Source organism: Pseudomonas koreensis, from assembly GCF_012986595.1.
In the GTDB taxonomy this organism is placed as follows: Bacteria; Pseudomonadota; Gammaproteobacteria; order Pseudomonadales; family Pseudomonadaceae; genus Aquipseudomonas; species Aquipseudomonas koreensis.
In genome coordinates this window covers 378,207-397,382 of record NZ_JAAQYM010000004.1, presented here as the reverse complement: position 1 = coordinate 397,382, position 19,176 = coordinate 378,207, and the positions used below count along the sequence as shown (strand labels likewise).

Annotated in this window: 17 protein-coding genes; 10 read left to right on the top strand and 7 right to left on the bottom strand. The window is 60.1% G+C overall.

Features of this window, described 5'->3' with window-relative positions; all coding sequences use genetic code 11:
- Window positions 1–5: 5 nt before the first annotated feature.
- Genes nuoJ through nuoN form a run of 5 tightly spaced genes read left to right on the top strand, consistent with a single transcriptional unit; the run spans window position 6 to window position 5,711 of the window.
- Complete coding sequence (nuoJ, locus tag HBN98_RS14725) at window positions 6–506, top strand: NADH-quinone oxidoreductase subunit J (protein ID WP_003223793.1); 501 nt, start codon at window positions 6–8, stop codon at window positions 504–506.
- A 3-nt stretch (window positions 507–509) separates the two neighbouring features.
- Window positions 510–818: an NADH-quinone oxidoreductase subunit NuoK gene (gene nuoK, locus HBN98_RS14720; RefSeq protein ID WP_003180046.1), complete on the top strand. Its 309-nt coding sequence runs from the start codon at window positions 510–512 to the stop codon at window positions 816–818.
- The gene (gene nuoL, locus HBN98_RS14715; RefSeq protein ID WP_083366307.1) at window positions 815–2,668 is read left to right on the top strand and encodes an NADH-quinone oxidoreductase subunit L; all 1,854 of its coding nucleotides are present in this window, start codon (window positions 815–817) and stop codon (window positions 2,666–2,668) included. Before nuoK ends, nuoL begins: the two co-directional genes overlap by 4 nt.
- A 39-nt stretch (window positions 2,669–2,707) precedes the next feature.
- A complete protein-coding gene (gene nuoM, locus HBN98_RS14710) occupies window positions 2,708–4,240 on the top strand; it encodes an NADH-quinone oxidoreductase subunit M (protein ID WP_003223785.1) in 1,533 nt (510 codons plus the stop codon).
- Between the two features lie 7 nt (window positions 4,241–4,247).
- On the top strand, window positions 4,248–5,711 hold the full coding sequence (nuoN, locus tag HBN98_RS14705; protein ID WP_064586996.1) for an NADH-quinone oxidoreductase subunit NuoN: 1,464 nt from the start codon (window positions 4,248–4,250) through the stop codon (window positions 5,709–5,711).
- Window positions 5,712–5,902: 191 nt separating this feature from the next.
- Here nuoN and HBN98_RS14700 read toward each other — a convergent pair whose 3' ends face one another.
- Window positions 5,903–6,367: a GNAT family N-acetyltransferase gene (locus HBN98_RS14700; protein ID WP_083366308.1), complete on the bottom strand. Its 465-nt coding sequence runs from the start codon at window positions 6,365–6,367 to the stop codon at window positions 5,903–5,905.
- 369 nt (window positions 6,368–6,736) lie between these two features.
- Between HBN98_RS14700 and HBN98_RS14695 the strand changes: the two genes are divergently transcribed.
- From HBN98_RS14695 to HBN98_RS14685, 3 genes are all read left to right on the top strand, one after another.
- Window positions 6,737–7,087, top strand: coding sequence for a toxin (locus HBN98_RS14695; RefSeq protein ID WP_083369352.1), 351 nt, complete (start codon window positions 6,737–6,739; stop codon window positions 7,085–7,087).
- A complete protein-coding gene (locus tag HBN98_RS14690) occupies window positions 7,077–7,391 on the top strand; it encodes a helix-turn-helix domain-containing protein (RefSeq protein WP_083366309.1) in 315 nt (104 codons plus the stop codon). Before HBN98_RS14695 ends, HBN98_RS14690 begins: the two co-directional genes overlap by 11 nt.
- Before the next feature lie 176 nt (window positions 7,392–7,567).
- Complete coding sequence (locus tag HBN98_RS14685) at window positions 7,568–8,893, top strand: OprD family porin (protein WP_083366310.1); 1,326 nt, start codon at window positions 7,568–7,570, stop codon at window positions 8,891–8,893.
- A 198-nt stretch (window positions 8,894–9,091) separates the two neighbouring features.
- On the opposite strand, the gene HBN98_RS14680 is transcribed toward HBN98_RS14685, so the two are convergent.
- The 6 genes from HBN98_RS14680 to HBN98_RS14655 all read right to left on the bottom strand — a co-directional run bounded on the left by HBN98_RS14680 (window position 9,092) and on the right by HBN98_RS14655 (window position 16,440).
- Window positions 9,092–9,472: a DUF6124 family protein gene (locus HBN98_RS14680; protein ID WP_083366311.1), complete on the bottom strand. Its 381-nt coding sequence runs from the start codon at window positions 9,470–9,472 to the stop codon at window positions 9,092–9,094.
- A gap of 467 nt (window positions 9,473–9,939) precedes the next feature.
- Window positions 9,940–10,272: a DUF2790 domain-containing protein gene (locus tag HBN98_RS14675; protein ID WP_064586992.1), complete on the bottom strand. Its 333-nt coding sequence runs from the start codon at window positions 10,270–10,272 to the stop codon at window positions 9,940–9,942.
- A gap of 65 nt (window positions 10,273–10,337) precedes the next feature.
- Complete coding sequence (locus tag HBN98_RS14670; RefSeq protein WP_064586991.1) at window positions 10,338–10,538, bottom strand: co-regulatory protein PtrA N-terminal domain-containing protein; 201 nt, start codon at window positions 10,536–10,538, stop codon at window positions 10,338–10,340.
- Window positions 10,539–10,787: 249 nt separating this feature from the next.
- Entirely contained in the window at window positions 10,788–13,934 is a 3,147-nt protein-coding gene (locus HBN98_RS14665; protein WP_083366312.1) for a CusA/CzcA family heavy metal efflux RND transporter, read from the bottom strand.
- 15 nt (window positions 13,935–13,949) lie between these two features.
- Window positions 13,950–15,143 (bottom strand): efflux RND transporter periplasmic adaptor subunit, encoded by a 1,194-nt coding sequence (locus HBN98_RS14660; protein ID WP_083366313.1) that lies wholly within the window; start codon window positions 15,141–15,143, stop codon window positions 13,950–13,952.
- A 49-nt stretch (window positions 15,144–15,192) separates the two neighbouring features.
- Entirely contained in the window at window positions 15,193–16,440 is a 1,248-nt protein-coding gene (locus HBN98_RS14655) for a TolC family protein (protein WP_083366314.1), read from the bottom strand.
- Between the two features lie 411 nt (window positions 16,441–16,851).
- On the opposite strand from HBN98_RS14655, the gene HBN98_RS14650 reads away from it, so the two are divergent.
- Window positions 16,852–17,526, top strand: a complete 675-nt coding sequence (locus HBN98_RS14650) for a heavy metal response regulator transcription factor (RefSeq protein ID WP_083366315.1) — start codon at window positions 16,852–16,854, stop codon at window positions 17,524–17,526.
- Window positions 17,523–18,980, top strand: a complete 1,458-nt coding sequence (locus HBN98_RS14645; protein ID WP_083366316.1) for a heavy metal sensor histidine kinase — start codon at window positions 17,523–17,525, stop codon at window positions 18,978–18,980. Before HBN98_RS14650 ends, HBN98_RS14645 begins: the two co-directional genes overlap by 4 nt.
- The last annotated feature ends 196 nt before the right edge of the window (window positions 18,981–19,176 follow it).

Below are 19,176 nucleotides of genomic sequence, written 5' to 3'. Positions count from 1 at the left end.
GAACGATGGAATTCGCTTTCTATTTCGCATCGGGTATCGCGGTTGTGTCCACGCTACGTGTGGTCACCAACACCAACCCTGTGCATGCCCTGCTCTACCTGATCATCTCGTTGATCGCCGTGGCCATGACCTTCTTCGCACTCGGCGCGCCGTTCGCCGGCGTGCTGGAAGTGATCGCCTACGCCGGCGCCATCATGGTGCTGTTCGTGTTCGTGGTGATGATGCTGAACCTGGGTCCCGCCTCGGTTCAGCAAGAACGCACCTGGCTCAAGCCCGGTATCTGGGCGGGGCCGGTGATTCTCGCCGCCCTGCTGCTGGCCGAACTGCTGTATGTGCTGTTCGCTCACCAGAGCGGTCAGGCCATCGGCCACACCACCGTCGATGCAAAAGCCGTAGGCGTCAGCCTGTTCGGCCCGTATCTGCTGGTGGTCGAACTCGCCTCGATGCTGCTGCTCGCCGCAGCCGTCACGGCGTTCCATTTGGGCCGTAACGAGGCGAAGGAGTAAGACATGCCTGCTATCCCTCTCGAACATGGATTGGCCGTTGCCGGCATCCTGTTCTGCCTTGGTCTGGTCGGCCTGATGGTCCGCCGCAACATTTTGTTCGTGTTGATGAGTCTGGAAGTGATGATGAACGCCTCTGCACTGGCCTTCATCGTTGCGGGCGCCCGCTGGGCGCAACCGGATGGACAGATCATGTTCATCCTGGTGATCAGCCTGGCAGCCGCCGAGGCCAGTATTGGCCTGGCGATCCTGCTGCAACTGTATCGCCGCTTCCACACGCTCGATATCGACGCTGCCAGTGAGATGCGCGGATGAACCTAATCTTTCTGACTTTTGTATTCCCTCTGATCGGTTTCCTGCTGCTGTCGTTCTCCCGTGGACGCTGGTCGGAAAACCTCTCGGCGCTGATCGGCGTGGGCTCCATTGGCTTGTCGGCGATTGTCGCCGCCTACGTCATCTGGCAATTCAACGTCGCACCTCCCGAAGGCGGTCACTACACCCTGGTGCTGTGGAAGTGGATGGCGGTCGAAGGCTTCAAGCCTGACTTCGCCCTCTACGTCGACGGCCTGTCGATCACCATGCTTGGCGTGGTGGTGGGTGTGGGTTTCCTGATCCACCTGTTCGCCTCCTGGTACATGCGCGGTGAAGCGGGCTACTCGCGCTTCTTCTCGTACACCAACCTGTTTATCGCCAGCATGCTGTTCCTGGTCCTGGGCGATAACCTGTTGTTCCTGTACTTCGGCTGGGAAGGTGTAGGCCTGTGCTCGTACCTGTTGATCGGTTTCTACTACAGCAACCGCAACAACGGTAACGCCGCACTCAAGGCCTTCATCGTGACCCGGATCGGCGACGTGTTCATGGCCATCGGCCTGTTCATCCTGTTCCAGCAAGTGGGCACGTTGAACATCCAGGAACTGCTGGTGCTGGCACCGCAGAAATTCCAGGTCGGCGACTTCTGGATCACCCTGGCGACCCTGATGCTGCTGGGTGGTGCGGTCGGTAAATCGGCGCAACTGCCACTGCAAACCTGGCTCGCGGACGCGATGGCCGGTCCGACCCCGGTGTCGGCACTGATCCACGCTGCAACCATGGTGACCGCTGGCGTCTACCTGATCGCCCGTACCCACGGTCTGTTCACCCTGGCGCCGGAAATCCTGCACCTGGTCGGCATCGTCGGTGGTGTGACTCTGGTACTGGCCGGTTTCGCCGCGCTGGTACAAACCGACATCAAACGTATCCTCGCCTACTCGACCATGAGCCAGATCGGCTACATGTTCCTGGCGCTGGGCGTTGGTGCCTGGGATGGCGCGATTTTCCACCTGATGACCCACGCCTTCTTCAAGGCTCTGCTGTTCCTTGCTTCCGGTGCGGTGATCGTTGCCTGCCACCACGAGCAGAACATCTTCAAGATGGGCGGTCTGTGGAAAAAACTGCCACTGGCCTACGCCAGCTTCATCGTCGGTGGTGCCGCCCTGGCCGCTCTGCCACTGGTGACCGCAGGCTTCTACTCCAAGGACGAAATCCTTTGGGAAGCGTTCGCCAGCGGCAACCATGGTCTGCTCTACGCAGGTCTGGTCGGCGCGTTCATGACTTCGCTGTACACCTTCCGCCTGATCTTCATCACGTTCCACGGTGAAGCCAAGACCGAAGCCCACGCCGGTCACGGCATCGCTCACTGGCTGCCACTGTCGGTGCTGATCGTGCTGTCGACCTTCATCGGCGCGATGATCGTTCCACCGCTGCACGGCGTCCTGCCGGAAAGCGTCGGGCATGCCGGTGGCGAAGCCAAGCACAGTCTGGAAATCGCTTCGGGCGCCATCGCCCTGGCCGGTATCCTGCTGGCGGCCCTGCTGTTCCTTGGCAAGCGTCGCTTCGTGACGGCAATCGCCAACAGCGGCATCGGCCGTTTCCTTTCGGCCTGGTGGTTCGCTGCCTGGGGCTTCGACTGGATCTACGACAAACTGTTCGTCAAGCCGTACCTTGCGATCAGCCATGTACTGCGCAGAGACCCGCTCGACCAGACCATCGGTCTGATCCCGCGTATGGCCAAGGGGGGTCACACCGCCCTGAGCCGTACCGAGACCGGTCAACTGCGTTGGTATGCCGCCTCGATGGCTGCTGGTGCCGTGCTGGTAATCGGCGCCATCGTGCTGGTAGCGGTCTGATATGAACCTTGCGAATTTGCGAAAGGAAACGAGCCCGTCATGATTCTGCCTTGGCTAATCCTGATCCCCTTCATCGGCGGCCTGCTGTGCTGGATGGGTGAGCGCTTCGGCGCTACCCTCCCCCGCTGGATTGCGCTGTTGACCATGACCCTGGAACTCGCCCTCGGCCTCTGGCTGTGGGCCCACGGTGACTATTCATTTGCTCCGGCGCCTGGCGCCGATCCGACCTGGGCGCTTGAGTTCAAGCACGTCTGGATCCAGCGCTTCGGCATCAACGTGCACCTGGCCCTCGACGGCCTGTCGCTGTTGATGATCCTGCTGACCGGCCTGCTGGGTATCCTCTCGGTACTGTGCTCGTGGAAAGAGATTCAACGTCACGTTGGCTTCTTCCACCTGAACCTGATGTGGATCCTGGGCGGCGTCGTCGGCGTGTTCCTCGCCCTCGACCTGTTCATGTTCTTCTTCTTCTGGGAAATGATGCTGGTGCCGATGTACTTCCTCATCGCGCTCTGGGGTCACAGTTCTTCGGACGGCAAGAAAACCCGGATCTACGCCGCGACCAAGTTCTTCATCTTCACTCAGGCTTCCGGCCTGATCATGCTGGTGGCGATCCTCGGTCTGGTACTGGTCAACTTCAACAACACCGGCGTGATTACCTTCAACTACGCCGACCTGTTGAAAACCAAGATGTCGATGACCACCGAGTACATTCTGATGCTCGGCTTCTTCATCGCCTTCGCGGTCAAGCTGCCCGTCGTACCGTTCCACTCCTGGTTGCCTGACGCTCACGCCCAGGCACCGACTGCCGGTTCCGTCGACCTCGCCGGTATCCTGCTGAAAACCGCTGCCTACGGCCTGCTGCGTTTCGCCCTGCCGCTGTTCCCGAATGCGTCGGCCGAGTTCGCGCCGATCGCCATGACCCTCGGTCTGATCGGGATCTTCTACGGTGCGTTCCTCGCTTTCGCGCAAACCGACATCAAGCGTCTGATCGCCTTCTCGTCCGTTTCCCACATGGGCTTCGTACTGATCGGTATCTACTCCGGCAGCCAACTGGCACTGCAAGGTGCAGTGATCCAGATGCTGGCGCACGGTCTGTCGGCCGCTGCACTGTTTATCCTCAGCGGTCAGTTGTACGAGCGTCTGCACACTCGTGACATGCGTGAGATGGGCGGTCTGTGGTCGCGTATCGCTTACCTGCCGGCGATCAGCCTGTTCTTCGCAGCCGCCTCTCTGGGTCTGCCGGGCACCGGTAACTTTGTCGGCGAGTTCCTGATCCTGATCGGCACCTTCGCCAGTGCGCCATGGATCACCGCGATTGCCACCTCCGGTCTGGTGTTCGGTTCGGTCTACTCGCTGATCATGATCCACCGTGCTTACTTCGGTCCGTCCAAATCGGATTCGATCCTGCACGGCATGGACGGTCGCGAACTGATCATGGTGCTGGGCCTTGCGGTGCTGCTGATTTACCTCGGCGTCTACCCGCAACCGTTCCTCGACACTTCCGCCGCCACGATGCATGGCGTGCAGCAGTGGCTCGGCACCGCCTTCACTCAACTCGCTTCGGCCCGGTAAGAGCGCTATGGAATTCACGATTCAACACTTTATTGCGCTTGCGCCACTGTTGATCACCAGCCTCACCATTATCGTGGTGATGCTGGCAATCGCCTGGCGCCGCAACCACTCGCAGACCTTCCTGATCTCGGTCGCCGGTCTGAACCTGGCCTTGCTGTCGATCCTGCCAGCCCTGAAAGTCGCGCCTCTGGCCGTGACCCCATTGCTGCAGATCGACACCTTCGCCTGCCTGTACATGGCGCTGATCCTGGTCGCCACCCTCGCCTGTGTCACCCTCGCCCACGCCTACCTCGGCGATGGCGGTTCGGGTTACCCGGGCAACCGTGAAGAACTGTACCTGCTGATCCTGATGGCCGCCGCCGGTGGCCTGGTTCTGGTCAGCGCGCAGCACCTGGCCGGTTTGTTCATCGGTCTGGAACTGCTGTCGGTGCCGGTCTACGGTCTGGTGGCTTACGCCTTCTTCAACAAGCGTTCGCTGGAAGCCGGCATCAAGTACATGGTGCTGTCGGCCGCCGGTTCCGCGTTCCTGCTGTTCGGTATGGCGCTGCTGTACGCCGACTCGGGTTCGCTGAGTTTCGTCGGTATCGGTCAGGCCCTGGCTGCGACTGGCCTGCCTAGCTCGCTGGCGCAGTTGGGCTTGGGCATGATGCTGATCGGTCTGGCGTTCAAGCTGTCGCTGGTACCGTTCCACCTGTGGACGCCGGACGTATACGAAGGTGCTCCGGCACCGGTGGCCGCGTTCCTCGCCACGGCTTCGAAGGTGGCGGTGTTTGCGGTGATGGTGCGTCTGTTCCAGATCTCCCCTGCTGCCAGCAGCGGCGTACTGAGCGACGTGCTGAGCGTGATCGCCGTCGCCTCGATCCTGTTCGGTAACCTGCTGGCCCTGACCCAGAGCAACCTCAAGCGTCTGCTCGGTTACTCGTCCATCGCGCACTTCGGCTACCTGCTGATCGCCCTGGTGGCGAGCAAGGGTCTGGCGGTGGAAGCCATCGGCGTCTACCTGGTCACCTACGTGATCACCAGCCTCGGCGCGTTCGGCGTGATCACCCTGATGTCCTCGCCGTACAACGGCCGCGACGCCGACGCCCTGTACGAGTACCGCGGCCTGTTCTGGCGCCGTCCGTACCTGACCGCCGTACTCACCGTGATGATGCTGTCCCTGGCCGGTATCCCGCTGACCGCGGGCTTCATCGGCAAGTTCTACATCATCGCTACCGGTGTCGAGTCGCACCAATGGTGGCTAGTCGGCTCCCTGGTACTGGGCAGCGCCATCGGCGTGTTCTACTACCTGCGCGTGATGGTCACCCTGTACCTGATCGAGCCAAACCTGCGTCGCCACGACGCCCAGCTGCACTGGGAACAGAAGGCAGGCGGCGTGATGCTGCTGGCCATCGCTCTGGTCGCGTTCTTCCTGGGTGTGTACCCGCAGCCATTGCTGACCCTGGTTCAGCAGGCGGGTCTGGCGGGCTGATTGCTCGACTGGCTGGAAACGGAAACGGCACCTTCGGGTGCCGTTTTTGTTTTACGGATTCTATGCAGCAACAAATAACCTGTGGCGAGGGAGCTTGCTCCCGCTGGGACGCGAAGCGGCCCCGCTGTTCAGCTGAGAAGCGGGGACTGCTACGCAGTCCAGCGGGAGCAAGCTCCCTCGCCACAATGGCATCACAGTTTCTTCACCATTGGCACGCAGGCCAGTTGCAAACCTGAAGGCGACAGATAAACCGCACTCCCCTCCCCGATGTAACCGCAGCGCCGGTAAAAATCGACAGCGTTCAATGTCGCGTCCAGACACACCTCTGCCAGCCCCAGCTCCCGCGCCAGATCTTCGAGAAAGAACAGAACACGCTTGCCCAGCCCACGCTGCATGAAATCCGGGCGGATGAAGATTGCGCCGATTTCACGCTGCTCCAGATCAAGCATTCCAGTTGCCACAGGTTCACCCTCAGTGCAGACCAGATAGAAGTGCTTTGCCATGAGCGTGTCGTAACCGTCCTCAGCCGAGCCCTTGGTCCAGTCGTGCATTTGCTGCTCGGTGTAAGCACCGATGCATTGATGCCTGATCGCCAAGCGTCGTATGTCGAATGCGGTTTGGGCGTCATTCGCGGTGGCTCTTCTGATGTCGAACATTTCTCTCTCCATGAGCCATGTACGGACGGGCAATGAAAAAGCCCCGTCCATTTCTGGCGGGGCTTTGGGTACACGGCAAATGACAAACACGTATGACCTTATGGCCCGCCTGAAGCGGTCATAGAGGAGCACATCATGTTCATTCGGTGGTGGGCAGTCATGATCGGATAGTGCTGTGGATTGTTCCGGCACGTCAATTGCGAAGTTTCTTCGCTACTCAATTGAACGTTCTTACCACGCTGGTCGATTCGTCCTACAGGTCTTTTTACGACCGTTGTCTACCGTTAAAAAAGGGACGAAAAGGACGGCCTAGAGGCCTTGACCGATTCGATTATCGAGACAACACTATACGTAGGTAGCGTACAGAACATGGATGCTCTTTTTGTAGAGTTACGTATGTTTCAGAAATACCGAAACGATTATCTGGACGACGATCTATTTCGGAGCTTTCAACTGGAGTTGCTTAAAAACCCCGAAGCGGGCGATCTGATCGAGGGTACAGGTGGGCTGCGCAAGATTCGCTTCTGCGATCAACGACGAGGCAAGGGCAAGCGCAGCGGATTACGGGTGATTTACTACTGGTGGTCCGGTTTCAACCAATTCTGGCTGTTCACTGTGTATAGCAAAGACGAGCAAACCGACCTCTCGCCTGCTCAGAGAAAACTTTTCAAACAAACTCTGGATATAGAAATCAACACGAGATCCCACTATGAAACGTGACATTTTTTCCGAATTGATGGATGGCCTCGAAGCTCTGGCAGAAGAGCGCGAGGGCAAAATTACGTTGCGCACACACAGGGTTCAGTTACCGAAACTGGTACCCATCACTGCCGAGGAAGTGGTAGCCATCCGCCAACAGCTCAACCTATCGCGGTCTGTGTTCGCCATGTACCTGCGCACCAACACTCGAACTCTGGAAAACTGGGAGCAAGGACGAGCAACGCCCAATGCTCAGGCCACGACCCTGATCCGTCTGGTCGAGCGTTTTCCGCAGACTATCGAACAACTCGCAGCCCTGACCTGATATTCAAGGCCTTCGCTCCATCCACATGACGAAATTGTAATTCCCCCATCACCTTGGCGTTATCCGCAGCTTGCAACGATGTCACCCGGCGACCAATGCCGGCGGGCCTTTGCCCGTCGAACAATAAAACTTACGCCGACGCACGTTCCCGTTCTGCCGAACCCAAGGAGTGTTTGATGGTTAACCCTACAAAAATATCGATGGCCGCTTTTGCGGTGGTGGTCGGCTCAGGGCCGTCCATGGTGTTTGCAGAAGACAAGCCCGAGGGTTTTGTCGAAGGCAGCAGCCTGACGGTGCTCAACCGTAACTTCTACTTCAATCGTGATCACCGCAACGGCCAGTCCAGCCCCACCGGCAACGGCTATTCCGAAGCCTGGGCGCATGCGGTCATCAGCAAGTTCGAATCCGGTTTCACCCAAGGCACCGTCGGGTTCGGGGTCGATGCGTTTGCCATGATCGGTTTGAAACTCGACACCGGTGACGGGCGCAATGGCGGGCGCAGTTCGTTCGATGTGTTGCCGGTCAACAGTGACGGCCAGGCGCGGGACGAATACACCAAGTTTGGCGGCGCCGCCAAAGTGCGGGCGTTCGATACCGTGGTCAGGGTCGGGGATGTGTTCCCGGCCAACCCGGTGGTGGCGGCCGGTGACTCGCGCCTGCTGCCGGAAAGCTTTCGCGGGGTGACGGCGACCAACACCAGCATCGAGGGTCTGTCGGTGCAGGGCGGGCGTCTGCATGCGATGAGCCAGCCGGTGTCCAGCGACATGCGCGAGAACTTCGCGACCTTTTATGCAGGTCCAGTCAATTCGCCATGGATCGCTTACGGCGGCGGCGATTATGCGCTTAACAAAAATCTCAGTTTCAGCCTGTACTCCAGTCGCCTCAAGGATGCGTGGAATCAGTATTACGCCGGTACCGCGTGGACTTATCCCGTCTCCGACGACCTGTCGCTGTTCGGCGGCCTGAACTATTACAAGGCGGTCGACGAAGGCAAACAACTGCTCGGCCAGTTCGACAACAACATCTGGAGCGGCCGCGTCGGAGTGAAACTCGGCGCGCACTCCGTCGCCCTCTCCCACCAGCGCAACAACGGTAACGACGACTTCGACTACCTGCGCCAGTCCGACTCGATCTTCCTCGACAACTCGATCCAGTACAGCGACTTCAACTCGCCGAAAGAACGTTCGTGGATGGTGCGCTACGACCTCGACATGAGCACTTACGGCGTGCCCGGTCTGTCATTCATGACCCGTTACGCACGCGGCACCGACGCCGATTACTCCAACGCCAACGCCGTGTACATGCGCCGCGATGCCGAGGGCAATCCGCTGACCGACCAAAAGCGCTGGGAGCGGGATATCGAAGTCAAGTACGTGGTGCAAAGCGGTTCGATGAAAGACCTGTCGCTGCGCTTGCGCCAGGCCACCACCCGCGCCACGGCTTTTGAGTCCGATCTGGATGAAGTGCGGATGATCGTCGAATACCCGCTGGCGATTCTCTGAGTTTCCCGAGCAATACCATTCACCTTTAGAAGCTCCTTGCTCCTTTGGTCAGAGGTGAATTTTTTGGCGTCCTTCGGGGCGCCTTTTTTTCGTCTTCAAACACAATCCTGTAGGAGCTGCCGAAGGCTGCGATCTTTTGGCTTTGATTTTAAAGATCAAGAGATCGCAGCCTTCGGCAGCTCCTACAGAAGCTATTTTTTATGCAGTGGGTTCGACGTTATCCAGCGCCTTGTTCACCGCCAGCTCACCAAGCATGACGACCTGCGCAATCCCCAGCAGGGTCTTGCGATGCGTACCCTCCAGCAACGCGGCGAAGTCGCCGAGCATCACCGTGGCCGAGGCCAGCGACTCGCAGGCATTGGCCAGCAGGGATTCGGTGTCGGCGTCGGGGTTGACCAGGAACAGCGCGTTGGCGGTGTAGGGCGTGGCCATGATGGGCGGTGCGGGGTTGAGGTAGTAGTCGAGGGCGCGCTCGGCGGCTTCGTGGAGTTTGTGAGTGTCGACTGAAATGTAGGGGGATGCGGGGTCAGCGTCTGTTAACGCAGTTGCTTCGGGGGGATTGGGGGTTGGCTTTTTCATGGTGTATCTCCAGTCTTGCGGTGGAGCTGGCCCATTCGGTTCCACGCGAAGGGTGGCAGCTGTACGCAGGTTGGAACCCGGGGACCAGAAAACCCGGCAGACTTGAAGTCTCCCGCGCACAGCCGCCATAACAGAGTGCACACCACGAAGGTGCGCAAGCATACGTCATGAAAGCCACTTTTGCGCTTTCTGGGTCCCGGGGTTCCAATCCCGATCGCTGATTTGGCAGCGACCCACACAGGCTAGAGAGCGGACGTCCGACGGACAACCTGAAAACATTGTGGGAAGGTTCCGCTTTTCCCACACAACCTTTAAACATTCCGAATCTAAATACAGATCGTGATTTTGCAAAAACGCCCCTGTAGGAGCTGCCGAAGGCTGCGATCTTTTGGCTTTGACTTTAAAGATCAAGATCAAAAGATCGCAGCCTTCGGCAGCTCCTACAGGGGGGCGACGATTCAGGCGGGCTAGCCACCGCTGTTACGGCACACGCCCGCCACGCTGTACTTGAGCGTATTGAGCTGCCCTTTGGAATCCTCGTAAGTCATGGCAGTCGGGACCACCGAGCAACCTGGCTGCGGCTTCACCACGCTGACGATCTTCACCACATCGAGCTTCATGCCGTACTCGAATTCCTTGACCACCGGCGCCGCTTTGCCACGCGCCGCCGCGTATTGCTCCATGGCTTTGGCATTGGCGCTGAAGGCGCGCTCGAAAGTTCGGTCACCGCCGCCTTCGGCCAATGCATTCACCGACATCGCCATGACACCGGCGAAGGTCATCCATTTGATCAACTGCATGTTTACTCCTCCTTAAAAAGCCCGGCATCGGCACACGACAACGGGCTTGTTCCAGTGCGCCGGGCTTACAGGTCTTTGGTCTTGTCGTCTTTCTTTTCATTGACGACCACCGGGTCGCGGGCCTGTTCTTTGGCGACGAACAGCTCTACGGCGCGGTCGTTGGCGCTCATCATCCGGTCGAAGGTGCGGTCACCGCCGCCTTCGGCCATGGCCAGGGACGACAGCATCAGGGCGGCTGCGAAGGTGCTCAGTGGGGCGAATTTCATCGTTGATTCCTCGTTTAAGTAGCTGACGGGATCAAGGTAACAAGGTGAACCTATCGTGACGGTGGCGGGGGAATTACAGATTCGTAATGTGAACACGCTGGAAAATCTGCAGGCCTGAAAAGTAACTGTGGCGAGGGAGCTTGCTCCCGCTGGGGCGCGCAGCGGCCCTCGCTTTTCATTTGAAAAAGCGCGGCCTGCTGCGCAGTCCAGCGGGAGCAAGCTCCCTCGCCACAGGGGTTGTGTTCACAGTCAGGTAGGGACGCAGTCCTCATCCCGGCGATGGGCGAGTTGGTAAAGCGCCGGCAATATCAGCAGCGTGAGAATGGTCGAGGACAAGATTCCGCCGATCACCACCGTCGCCAGCGGGCGCTGCACTTCTGCACCCGTGCCGGTCGCCAGCGCCATCGGGATAAAGCCTAACGACGCCACCAGCGCGGTCATCAACACCGGCCGCAAACGCGTCAGCGCACCTTCGTTGATCGCATCGGATAAAGAACGCCCCTCCTCGCGCAAATTACGAATAAACGCAATCATCACCAAGCCGTTCAACACCGCCACCCCGGACAACGCGATAAACCCGACACCCGCCGAAATCGACAACGGAATGTCCCGCAGCCACAGCGCCATCACCCCGCCGGTCAAGGCAAACGGAATCCCGGTAAACACCAGCAAGCCATCCTTCAGGTTGTTGAACATCATGAACAACAACCCGAACACCAACAGCAACGCCACCGGCACCACAATCTGCAGACGCTTGGCCGCCGATTGCAGTTGTTCAAACTGGCCGCCCCAACTGGTCCAATAACCGGCCGGGACTTGCACATCACGCTCGATCACCTCACCGGCCTCGCTGACAAACGAACCAATGTCACGCCCACGCACGTTGGCGCTGACGATCACCAGACGTTTGCCATTCTCGCGGCTGACCTGGTTCGGCCCGAGCACCAGATCGAGGCTGGCGACGTCCTTCAGCGCGATAAAACCAATCTGATTCGCCGCGCCGCTCAGCGCCGGCACCGGAATCAGCAGCGCCGACAAGCCTTCGATGTCCTTGCGCATGGCGTCGGACAAGCGCACCACCATGTCAAAGCGCCGGTCACCCTCATACAGCGTTCCGGCCTGCCGTCCGCCCACCGCCACCGCAATGGTGTCCTGCACATCACCGACGTTGAGCCCGTAACGTGCCGCTTTATCGCGATCAATGTTGATGGTCAGCACCGGCAACCCGGTGGTTTGTTCGACCTTAACCTCGGACGCGCCGTTGACCTTCTGCAGCGCCGCCGCGATCTTCGCTGCCGTAGCGTTGAGCACGTCCATGTCGTCACCGAACACCTTCACCGCAACATCGCTGCGCACACCGGAGATCAGTTCGTTGAAGCGCAGCTGGATCGGCTGTGACAGTTCATAGTTGCTGCCCGGCAGCGTCGCGGCGGCGGTTTGCAGTTCGGCCATCAGGGTTTCCCGAGACTTGCCTGGGTCTGGCCACTGATCCTTGGGCTTGAGCATCACGTAGCTGTCGGAGATGTTCGGCGGCATCGGATCGGAGGCGATTTCGGCGGTACCGGTGCGGGCAAAGACGCGTTCCACTTCCGGCACTTTCGCCAGAATCAACGTCTCCAGGCGCTGCTGCATGTCCACCGACTGCGTCAGGCTGGTGCCCGGCACGCGCAGCGCTTGCAGGGCAAAATCCCCTTCACTGAGGCTCGGCACAAACTCGCTGCCCATGCGGCTGGTGAGCACGCCGCTGAGCACAATCACGGCCAATGCCGCACCAACGGCGACAGCGCGATGCGACATCACCCAGGCCAGCGCCGGTGCATAAACGCGACGTGCGCCGCGCATCACCGCGCCCTCTTCTTCCTTGACCTTGCCAGTCACGAACAGCGCAATCGCCGCTGGAACAAAAGTCACCGAAAGCAACATGGCACCGAGCAACGCAATCACTACAGTGAACGCCATCGGGTGGAACATTTTCCCTTCGACGCCGCTCAGGGCGAAGATCGGCAGGTACACCACCATGATGATCAACTGGCCAAAAATCAGCGGTCGCCGCGCCTCTTTGGCCGCTGCGAACACTTCTCTGAAACGTTCGGCGCGGGTCAGCAAACGCCCGTGATGCTGCTGCGCATGGGCCAACCGGCGCAGGGTGTTTTCGACGATCACCACCGCGCCGTCGACGATGATGCCGAAGTCCAGCGCGCCGAGGCTCATCAGGTTGGCGCTGACCTTGTTGCTGAACATGCCAGTAAAGGTGAACAGCATCGACAGCGGAATCACCATTGCGGTAATCAGCGCGGCGCGGATGTTGCCGAGGAACAGGAACAGAATCGCGATGACCAGAATCGCGCCTTCGACGAGATTCTTTTTCACCGTGGCGATGGCCTTGTCGACCAGGTGCGTGCGGTCGTACACCGGCACGGCGATCACGCCTTGCGGCAGCGATTTATTGATCTGTTCGAGCTTGCTGGCGACCGCTTGCGACACGGTGCGGCTGTTCTCGCCGATCAACATGAACACCGTGCCGAGCACCACTTCACGGCCGTTTTCAGTGGCCGCGCCACTGCGCAGTTCGCGGCCGATTTCCACGGTGGCAACGTTCTTCACCCGGATCGGCGTGCCGTCGACATTGGCCATGACGATGTTGGCGATATCCTCGGTGCTCGCCACTTGCCCCGGCGCACGGATCAGCAACTGCTCGCCGCTGCGCTCGATGTAACCGGCGCCGACGTTGGCGTTGTTGCGCTCCAGCGCCGTGATCAGATCGGTGAGCGTGAGTTTGTACGCAGCGAGGCGTTTTGGGTCCGGCGCAATCTGATATTCCTTGGCAAACCCGCCGATGGTGTTGATCTCGGCGACGCCCGGGACGTTGCGCAATTGCGGCTTGATGATCCAGTCCTGAATCACCCTCAGATCGGTCGGTGTGTAAGGCGTGCCGTCATCCTTCAGCGCGCCCTCCTGCGCTTCCACCGTCCATAAAAAGATCTCACCGAGACCGGTGGAAATCGGCCCCATCACCGCTTCCGCGCCTTCGGGCAATTGCTCCTTGGCGATCTGCAAACGTTCGTTGACCAATTGCCGGGCGAAGAACAGGTCGGTGCCGTCCTTGAAGATCACCGTAACTTGCGACAGCCCGGAGCGCGACAGCGAACGGGTCTGCTCCAGCGCCGGCAGACCAGCCATCGCGGTTTCAATCGGGAAGGTGATGCGCTGCTCGGTTTCCAGCGGCGAGAACCCGGCGGCACCGGTGTTGATCTGCACCTGGACGTTGGTGATGTCGGGCACGGCGTCGATCGGCAGTTTTTGATAACTGGCTATACCAAGACCGGCCATGAGCAGAACGGCGAGCAGGACGATGATGCGCTGCTCGATGGCAAACTGGATCAGGCGTTCGAACATGAGGACCTTCCAGGATTAATGGCTGTGCTCGGCTGAGGCTTTGCCCAGCTCCGACTTGAGGACAAAGCTGCCGGCGCTGGCGACTTGCACGCCCGCTTCCAGCCCTTGGGTGACTTCCACGTGGCCGGCTGCGCGGCTGCCCAGCTCGACGGCCTGCGCCTTGAAGCCGTCATCGGTGCGCACGAACACCGTGGGTTTGTCCTCGACGGTCTGGATCGCGGTTTCCGGCACGGCGACTTGCGCTTCGCGGCTGTCGGTCGCCACCCGTGCGCTGACGAACAGCCCGGGGCGCCACGAGCCCTGCGGGTTTTCCAAGGTGACGCGCACGGTCGCGGTGCGGGTTTGTTCGCCGAGCAGACTGCCGACGTAAGCCACGCTGCCGGTGACTTGCGCGTTCAATTCCGGCGCGCTGACGGTCACCGGTTTACCCACCTGCACCCTGGTCAGATCCTTGGGCGAGACGCCGAACGTGACCCACACCCGGGACAAGTCCGAAAGGGTGAACGCGGCCGTGGTTTCATCGACCACCTCCCCCGGTGTCAGGTGTTTTTCCACCACCACACCATCGAACGGCGCACGCAGTTCGTAGCGATTGCCACCGGTGGCGACCACGCTGCCGCTGAGCACACTGATTTTCTGCCGGGCGTTGTTCATGGCGATTTCCGCCTCTTCCAGCGCCTGCTTCGCCTGGAGGAAATCCTGCTCGGCGGAGATCTTGTCCTGCCACAGTTTTTTCTCGCGCTCGTAGGTGGTGCGCGCCAACGCTAGGCGACGTTGCGCGGCCGCCTGTTCGCTGCGCTGATCGGAGATCTGCTGACTGGCGATCACCGCCAGCAACTGTCCCTTTTTCACCGGTTGCCCGAGGTTGACCGCCACCGACTCGACCACCCCCGGCACGCGCGGCACCACGTGCGCGGTACGGTCTTCGTCGAAGCGCACTTCGCCGGGGAACGACAGGCCGAGACTGATGCTCTGCGCTCGCGCCTCGGCCAATTGAATGCCTGCCGCCGCGATCTGCTCGGCGCTCAGTTCAATGTGCCCTTCTTCAGCATGTTCGCCTTCAGCCGCAGCGCCCTCTTCGGCGTGATCCGCATGCTCGGACGCCTCATCCGCGTGGGCGTCGATATTTGAGTGGGCCTGCCACATCGAGCCGATGCCAATGCCCAGCGCCAAGGTCGCCACCGCGACCACCATCAGTTTTTTATCCATGGAAACTCCTCTGCGCCAAGCCATCGCGCAGTTGTCTGAAAGGTGAAATTCAAGGGCTGACGCTGAGGTCGCCGAAGATCCGTTCGAGGCGCACGCGGGCGTCGGTCGCCTCGCTGACGGCCTGGATGTATTGGCTGCGCGCGGCGATCAGGGTGCGCTGGGCGTCGAGCACATCGAGGAAGCCGAACTTGCCCATTTCGAAACCGCGGGTGGCGCTGTCCACCGCACTTTGCGAGGCGGGCAGGATGGTCTGGTTGAAGGCTTTGACTTCGCCGTTGGCGGTCTGCCATTGCTCGAGGCTGGTCTGGACTTCGCTGCGCAAACGCAGTTCGGTGGCATTGCGCAGGTCCCGCGCCTGATCGGTTCTGCGTGCAGCCGCGAGGACGTTGCCCTGATTGCGGTTGAACAGCGGAATCGGCATCGACAGCCCGACCACGTTGACCCGCTCGCGCTCGGTCTCGCTGTACTGGCTGCCGATGCTCACGGTCAGGTCGGGAATGCGCTGGGACTTTTCCAGGCCCAGCGACGCTTCGCGCTGGTCGATCTGCAGCGTGGCCAGACGAAGTTCAGCAGTCTCGTTCAGGCGCTCGAGCAACCGACTGGGCGGTGGCGCGCTGGCGAGGTTTTGCGTGGCAGCCTGCACGTTGGTCGAGGTCGGCAACGGTGCGCCCATGACCTGCGCCAGCTGCTGATACGCGTTGGCCTGATCGCGCTCGGCGCGGCTCACTTCCAGGCGCACTTCAGAAAGCTGCACTTGCGCCCGCGTACCTTCGACCGGCGACGATTTACCGGCCTCGATGCGCCCTTGGGCCACACGCAAACCTTGCTCGGCCAGTTGCAGCGACTGGCGCGACAGCTGCAGACGTTGCTGCGCAGTTTGCGCGCTGTTGAATGCCTGAATCACATCGGCGCGCAAGGCATTGCGCTTGCGCTCCAGTTCGATGCCGGCGGCGTCCTGCGCGCGGCTGGCAACATCAATCCGTGCGCCGCGTTTGCCGCCCAGTTCAATCGGCTGGCTGAGCATCAGCGTGGTGGTGCGCGAGTTGCGCCGGGTGTCTTCAGCCTCCCATGAGACTTCGGGGTTGGGGATCAGCCCGGCCTGCTGGCGATCACCCTCGGCAATGCCGATTTCCCACTGCGCGGCGGCGAGATCCGGGTTGCCGGCGAAGGCGCTTTGCAGCGCCTGATCCAGGGTCAGGGTCGAGGCACTGGCAGGGCTGCTGCACGCCAACAACAAGAGGCCGCTGGCGGTTTTGTTCAGGCGTGATCGCGCCGTCAGTTGTATTAAACCGGGCAATGGAGGACTTCCTTTTATCAAGAATCATTGATTGCGCCACGGTAGGGTTTTGAACTTATCGACAAGGTGACTGGAACATTACAAATCCGTTATCCACGGTTGGCGAAAGTTGTTTTGCTCTAGGATGCGAAGTGCAAACGGCTTTGTTGCAATAGATGGAAACAAATACGTGTTAGTTATCTGCCGAACAGCACTTGCTTGAATGCGATACAGGGAAATCGTCGTTCCCCTGCTGCGACAGGCTGTCGCAGACGGCCGTTTTAAAGGCTTCAGCGGTTGACCCTGTAGCCACTTCAGCCTTTACCGTGCCTTCCATCGAGTTATTGAACCGTCCGGAAGCCCTTACAAAAACAACAACTGTTCCCGACCACCTTAATTAAATCTCCATTAAATAAAAGTGAGTGAAAGATCATGCGAATCCTTGTCGTCGAGGACGAGCTTAAAGCTGCCGAATACTTGCATCAGGGTTTGACCGAAAGTGGTTATATCGTTGACCACGCCGTGAATGGCGCCGACGGTTTGCACTTGGCGCAACAGCAGGTGTATGACCTGATCATTCTCGACGTGAACCTGCCGGAACTCGACGGCTGGGGCGTGCTGGAACAACTGCGCCGCACCCACTCAACGCGGGTGATGATGCTCACCGCGCGCGGGCGCCTGGCGGACAAGATTCGCGGTCTGGATCTGGGCGCTGACGATTATCTGGTCAAGCCCTTCGAGTTTCCCGAACTGCTGGCGCGGGTCCGCACGCTGATGCGCCGCAGCGAAAACATTCCGCTGCCGCAGGTGCTGAAAGTGGCCGATCTGGAACTCGACCCGGGCCGCCATCGAGCGTTTCGTGGCGCGCAGCGTATCGACCTGACCACCAAGGAATTCGCCCTGCTGCACTTGCTGATGCGCCAGTCCGGCGAGGTGCTGACCCGCACGCAGATCATCTCGCTGGTGTGGGACATGAATTTCGACTGCGACACCAACGTGGTCGAAGTTTCGATCCGTCGGCTACGGGCAAAAATCGACGACCCGTTCGAGCACAAACTGATCCACACCCTGCGCGGTGTCGGCTACGTGCTGGAGGCGCGGGAATGAAGCCGGCCAGTTTGTCGCTGCGCCTCGGTCTGACGGTAAGTACGCTCGGCGCCTTGCTGGTGGTGTTTCTGGCGATCCTCGCGTATTTCGCCCTGACCCATGAGCTCAATGCGCTGTCGCGCGACAGCCTGCGAAAGAAGATGGCGCAGGTCGAGCACAGCCTGTCGCTGTACGTCGATGCCAATGAAGTCAGTGGCAAGCCGCACATTCTGCTCGATCAGGTCATGGGCCACGACAACCTGACGCTGACGATTTATGACCGCGCGAATCAACGTTCTCCGTTGCTCAAATCCGGTTCCGGGTTGAAGGATCCGCGTGCGGAAATGCGGGCGGTGCGCGCCGCCACCGATGAGTTGACCTACAGCGACAGCAGCGATGCCGAAGGGGCGAAATTCCTCACGGCGTCGAAGCTGATTCGGCTCAAGGATGGCAACAGCGTGCCGGTGCTGCTGTCGATGGACAACGCGCATGACCAGGCGCTGCTCAGTGCTTATCTGCGCTCGACGCTGATTGCCTTGCCGCTGCTGCTGGTGTTCATCGGCCTCACGGCATGGGGCGCGGTGCAGCGCGGACTGGCGCCGATGCGCGAGTTTCGCAAAGTCGCGGCGATGGTCTCGACCCAGGACCTGGACCATCGGCTGTCGGTGGTGAACATGCCGCAGGAGTTGAGTGAACTGGCCCAGGGCATCAACTTCATGCTGCATCGGCTGGATGCCGGGGTGCAGCAGTTGTCGCAGTTCTCCGATGACCTGGCGCACGAACTGCGCACGCCGATCAACAACCTGATGGGCAAGGCGCAGGTGACCTTGTCCCGCGAGCGCACCACCGAGGAATACAAAGACGTGCTGGTGTCCTGCACCGAGGAACTGGAGCGCGTGGCGCGGATTGTCTCGGACATGCTGTTTCTCGCGCAGGTCAGTCATCCGTCGGCGCTGGCGCCGTTTGAGTCGGTGGCACTGGAGGTTGAAGCGGCGAAGGTCGCGGAGATGTTTTCGTTGTCGGCACAGGACAAGCAGATTCACTTGAACGTTGTTGGTAGCGCATCGGTGTTGGGCGATCGACTGATGATTCAGCGGGCGATTTCCAATCTGCTATCCAACGCGCTGCGCCATTGCCCGAACGGTAAAACCATCACCTTGCTGATCGAACAAGGCGCGACACAGGCGTCACTGCTGGTGAGCAATCCTGGCGCCGGCATCGAGGCGCAACACCTGCCGCACCTGTTCGACCGCTTCTACCGCGTCGACAGCGCCCGTTCGCGCTCGCAGGGCAGCACAGGGTTGGGATTGGCGATCGTGCGCTCGATCATGAGCCTGCATCAGGGGGTGGCGGAGGTTAAAAGCTTGCCCGGCGTCATGACCGTATTCCGCCTTGGTTTTCCTGCGATGACACCCATGGCCCCATCGCTTGCAGGCAATTCAAGCATGAAACTGGCATTGAGCGATGTCCTGTAGGAGCTGCCGCAGGCTGCGATCTTTTGCCTTGGCCTTTGAAGATCAGGATCAAAAGATCGCAGCCTGCGGCAGCTCCTACAGGGATTGGGGGGTTTTTGAGTTTTGTGAACACCGCTGAAACCTGTAGGAGTGAGCCTGCTCGCGATTGCGGTGTGTCAGGCACAAAAGAAAACGGCACCTTACGGTGCCGTTCGCC

Coding starts and splice junctions, on each gene's coding strand:
- nuoL (WP_083366307.1), top strand. CDS start 815: ATGAACCTAATCTTTCTGACTTTTGTATTCCCTCTGATCGGTTTCCTG.
- HBN98_RS14685 (WP_083366310.1), top strand. CDS start 7,568: ATGGTTAACCCTACAAAAATATCGATGGCCGCTTTTGCGGTGGTGGTC.
- nuoJ (WP_003223793.1), top strand. CDS start 6: ATGGAATTCGCTTTCTATTTCGCATCGGGTATCGCGGTTGTGTCCACG.
- nuoN (WP_064586996.1), top strand. CDS start 4,248: ATGGAATTCACGATTCAACACTTTATTGCGCTTGCGCCACTGTTGATC.
- HBN98_RS14695 (WP_083369352.1), top strand. CDS start 6,737: ATGGATGCTCTTTTTGTAGAGTTACGTATGTTTCAGAAATACCGAAAC.
- HBN98_RS14660 (WP_083366313.1), bottom strand. CDS start 15,143: ATGGATAAAAAACTGATGGTGGTCGCGGTGGCGACCTTGGCGCTGGGC.
- HBN98_RS14690 (WP_083366309.1), top strand. CDS start 7,077: ATGAAACGTGACATTTTTTCCGAATTGATGGATGGCCTCGAAGCTCTG.
- HBN98_RS14665 (WP_083366312.1), bottom strand. CDS start 13,934: ATGTTCGAACGCCTGATCCAGTTTGCCATCGAGCAGCGCATCATCGTC.
- HBN98_RS14670 (WP_064586991.1), bottom strand. CDS start 10,538: ATGAAATTCGCCCCACTGAGCACCTTCGCAGCCGCCCTGATGCTGTCG.
- HBN98_RS14680 (WP_083366311.1), bottom strand. CDS start 9,472: ATGAAAAAGCCAACCCCCAATCCCCCCGAAGCAACTGCGTTAACAGAC.
- nuoK (WP_003180046.1), top strand. CDS start 510: ATGCCTGCTATCCCTCTCGAACATGGATTGGCCGTTGCCGGCATCCTG.
- HBN98_RS14645 (WP_083366316.1), top strand. CDS start 17,523: ATGAAGCCGGCCAGTTTGTCGCTGCGCCTCGGTCTGACGGTAAGTACG.
- HBN98_RS14650 (WP_083366315.1), top strand. CDS start 16,852: ATGCGAATCCTTGTCGTCGAGGACGAGCTTAAAGCTGCCGAATACTTG.
- nuoM (WP_003223785.1), top strand. CDS start 2,708: ATGATTCTGCCTTGGCTAATCCTGATCCCCTTCATCGGCGGCCTGCTG.
- HBN98_RS14675 (WP_064586992.1), bottom strand. CDS start 10,272: ATGCAGTTGATCAAATGGATGACCTTCGCCGGTGTCATGGCGATGTCG.
- HBN98_RS14700 (WP_083366308.1), bottom strand. CDS start 6,367: ATGTTCGACATCAGAAGAGCCACCGCGAATGACGCCCAAACCGCATTC.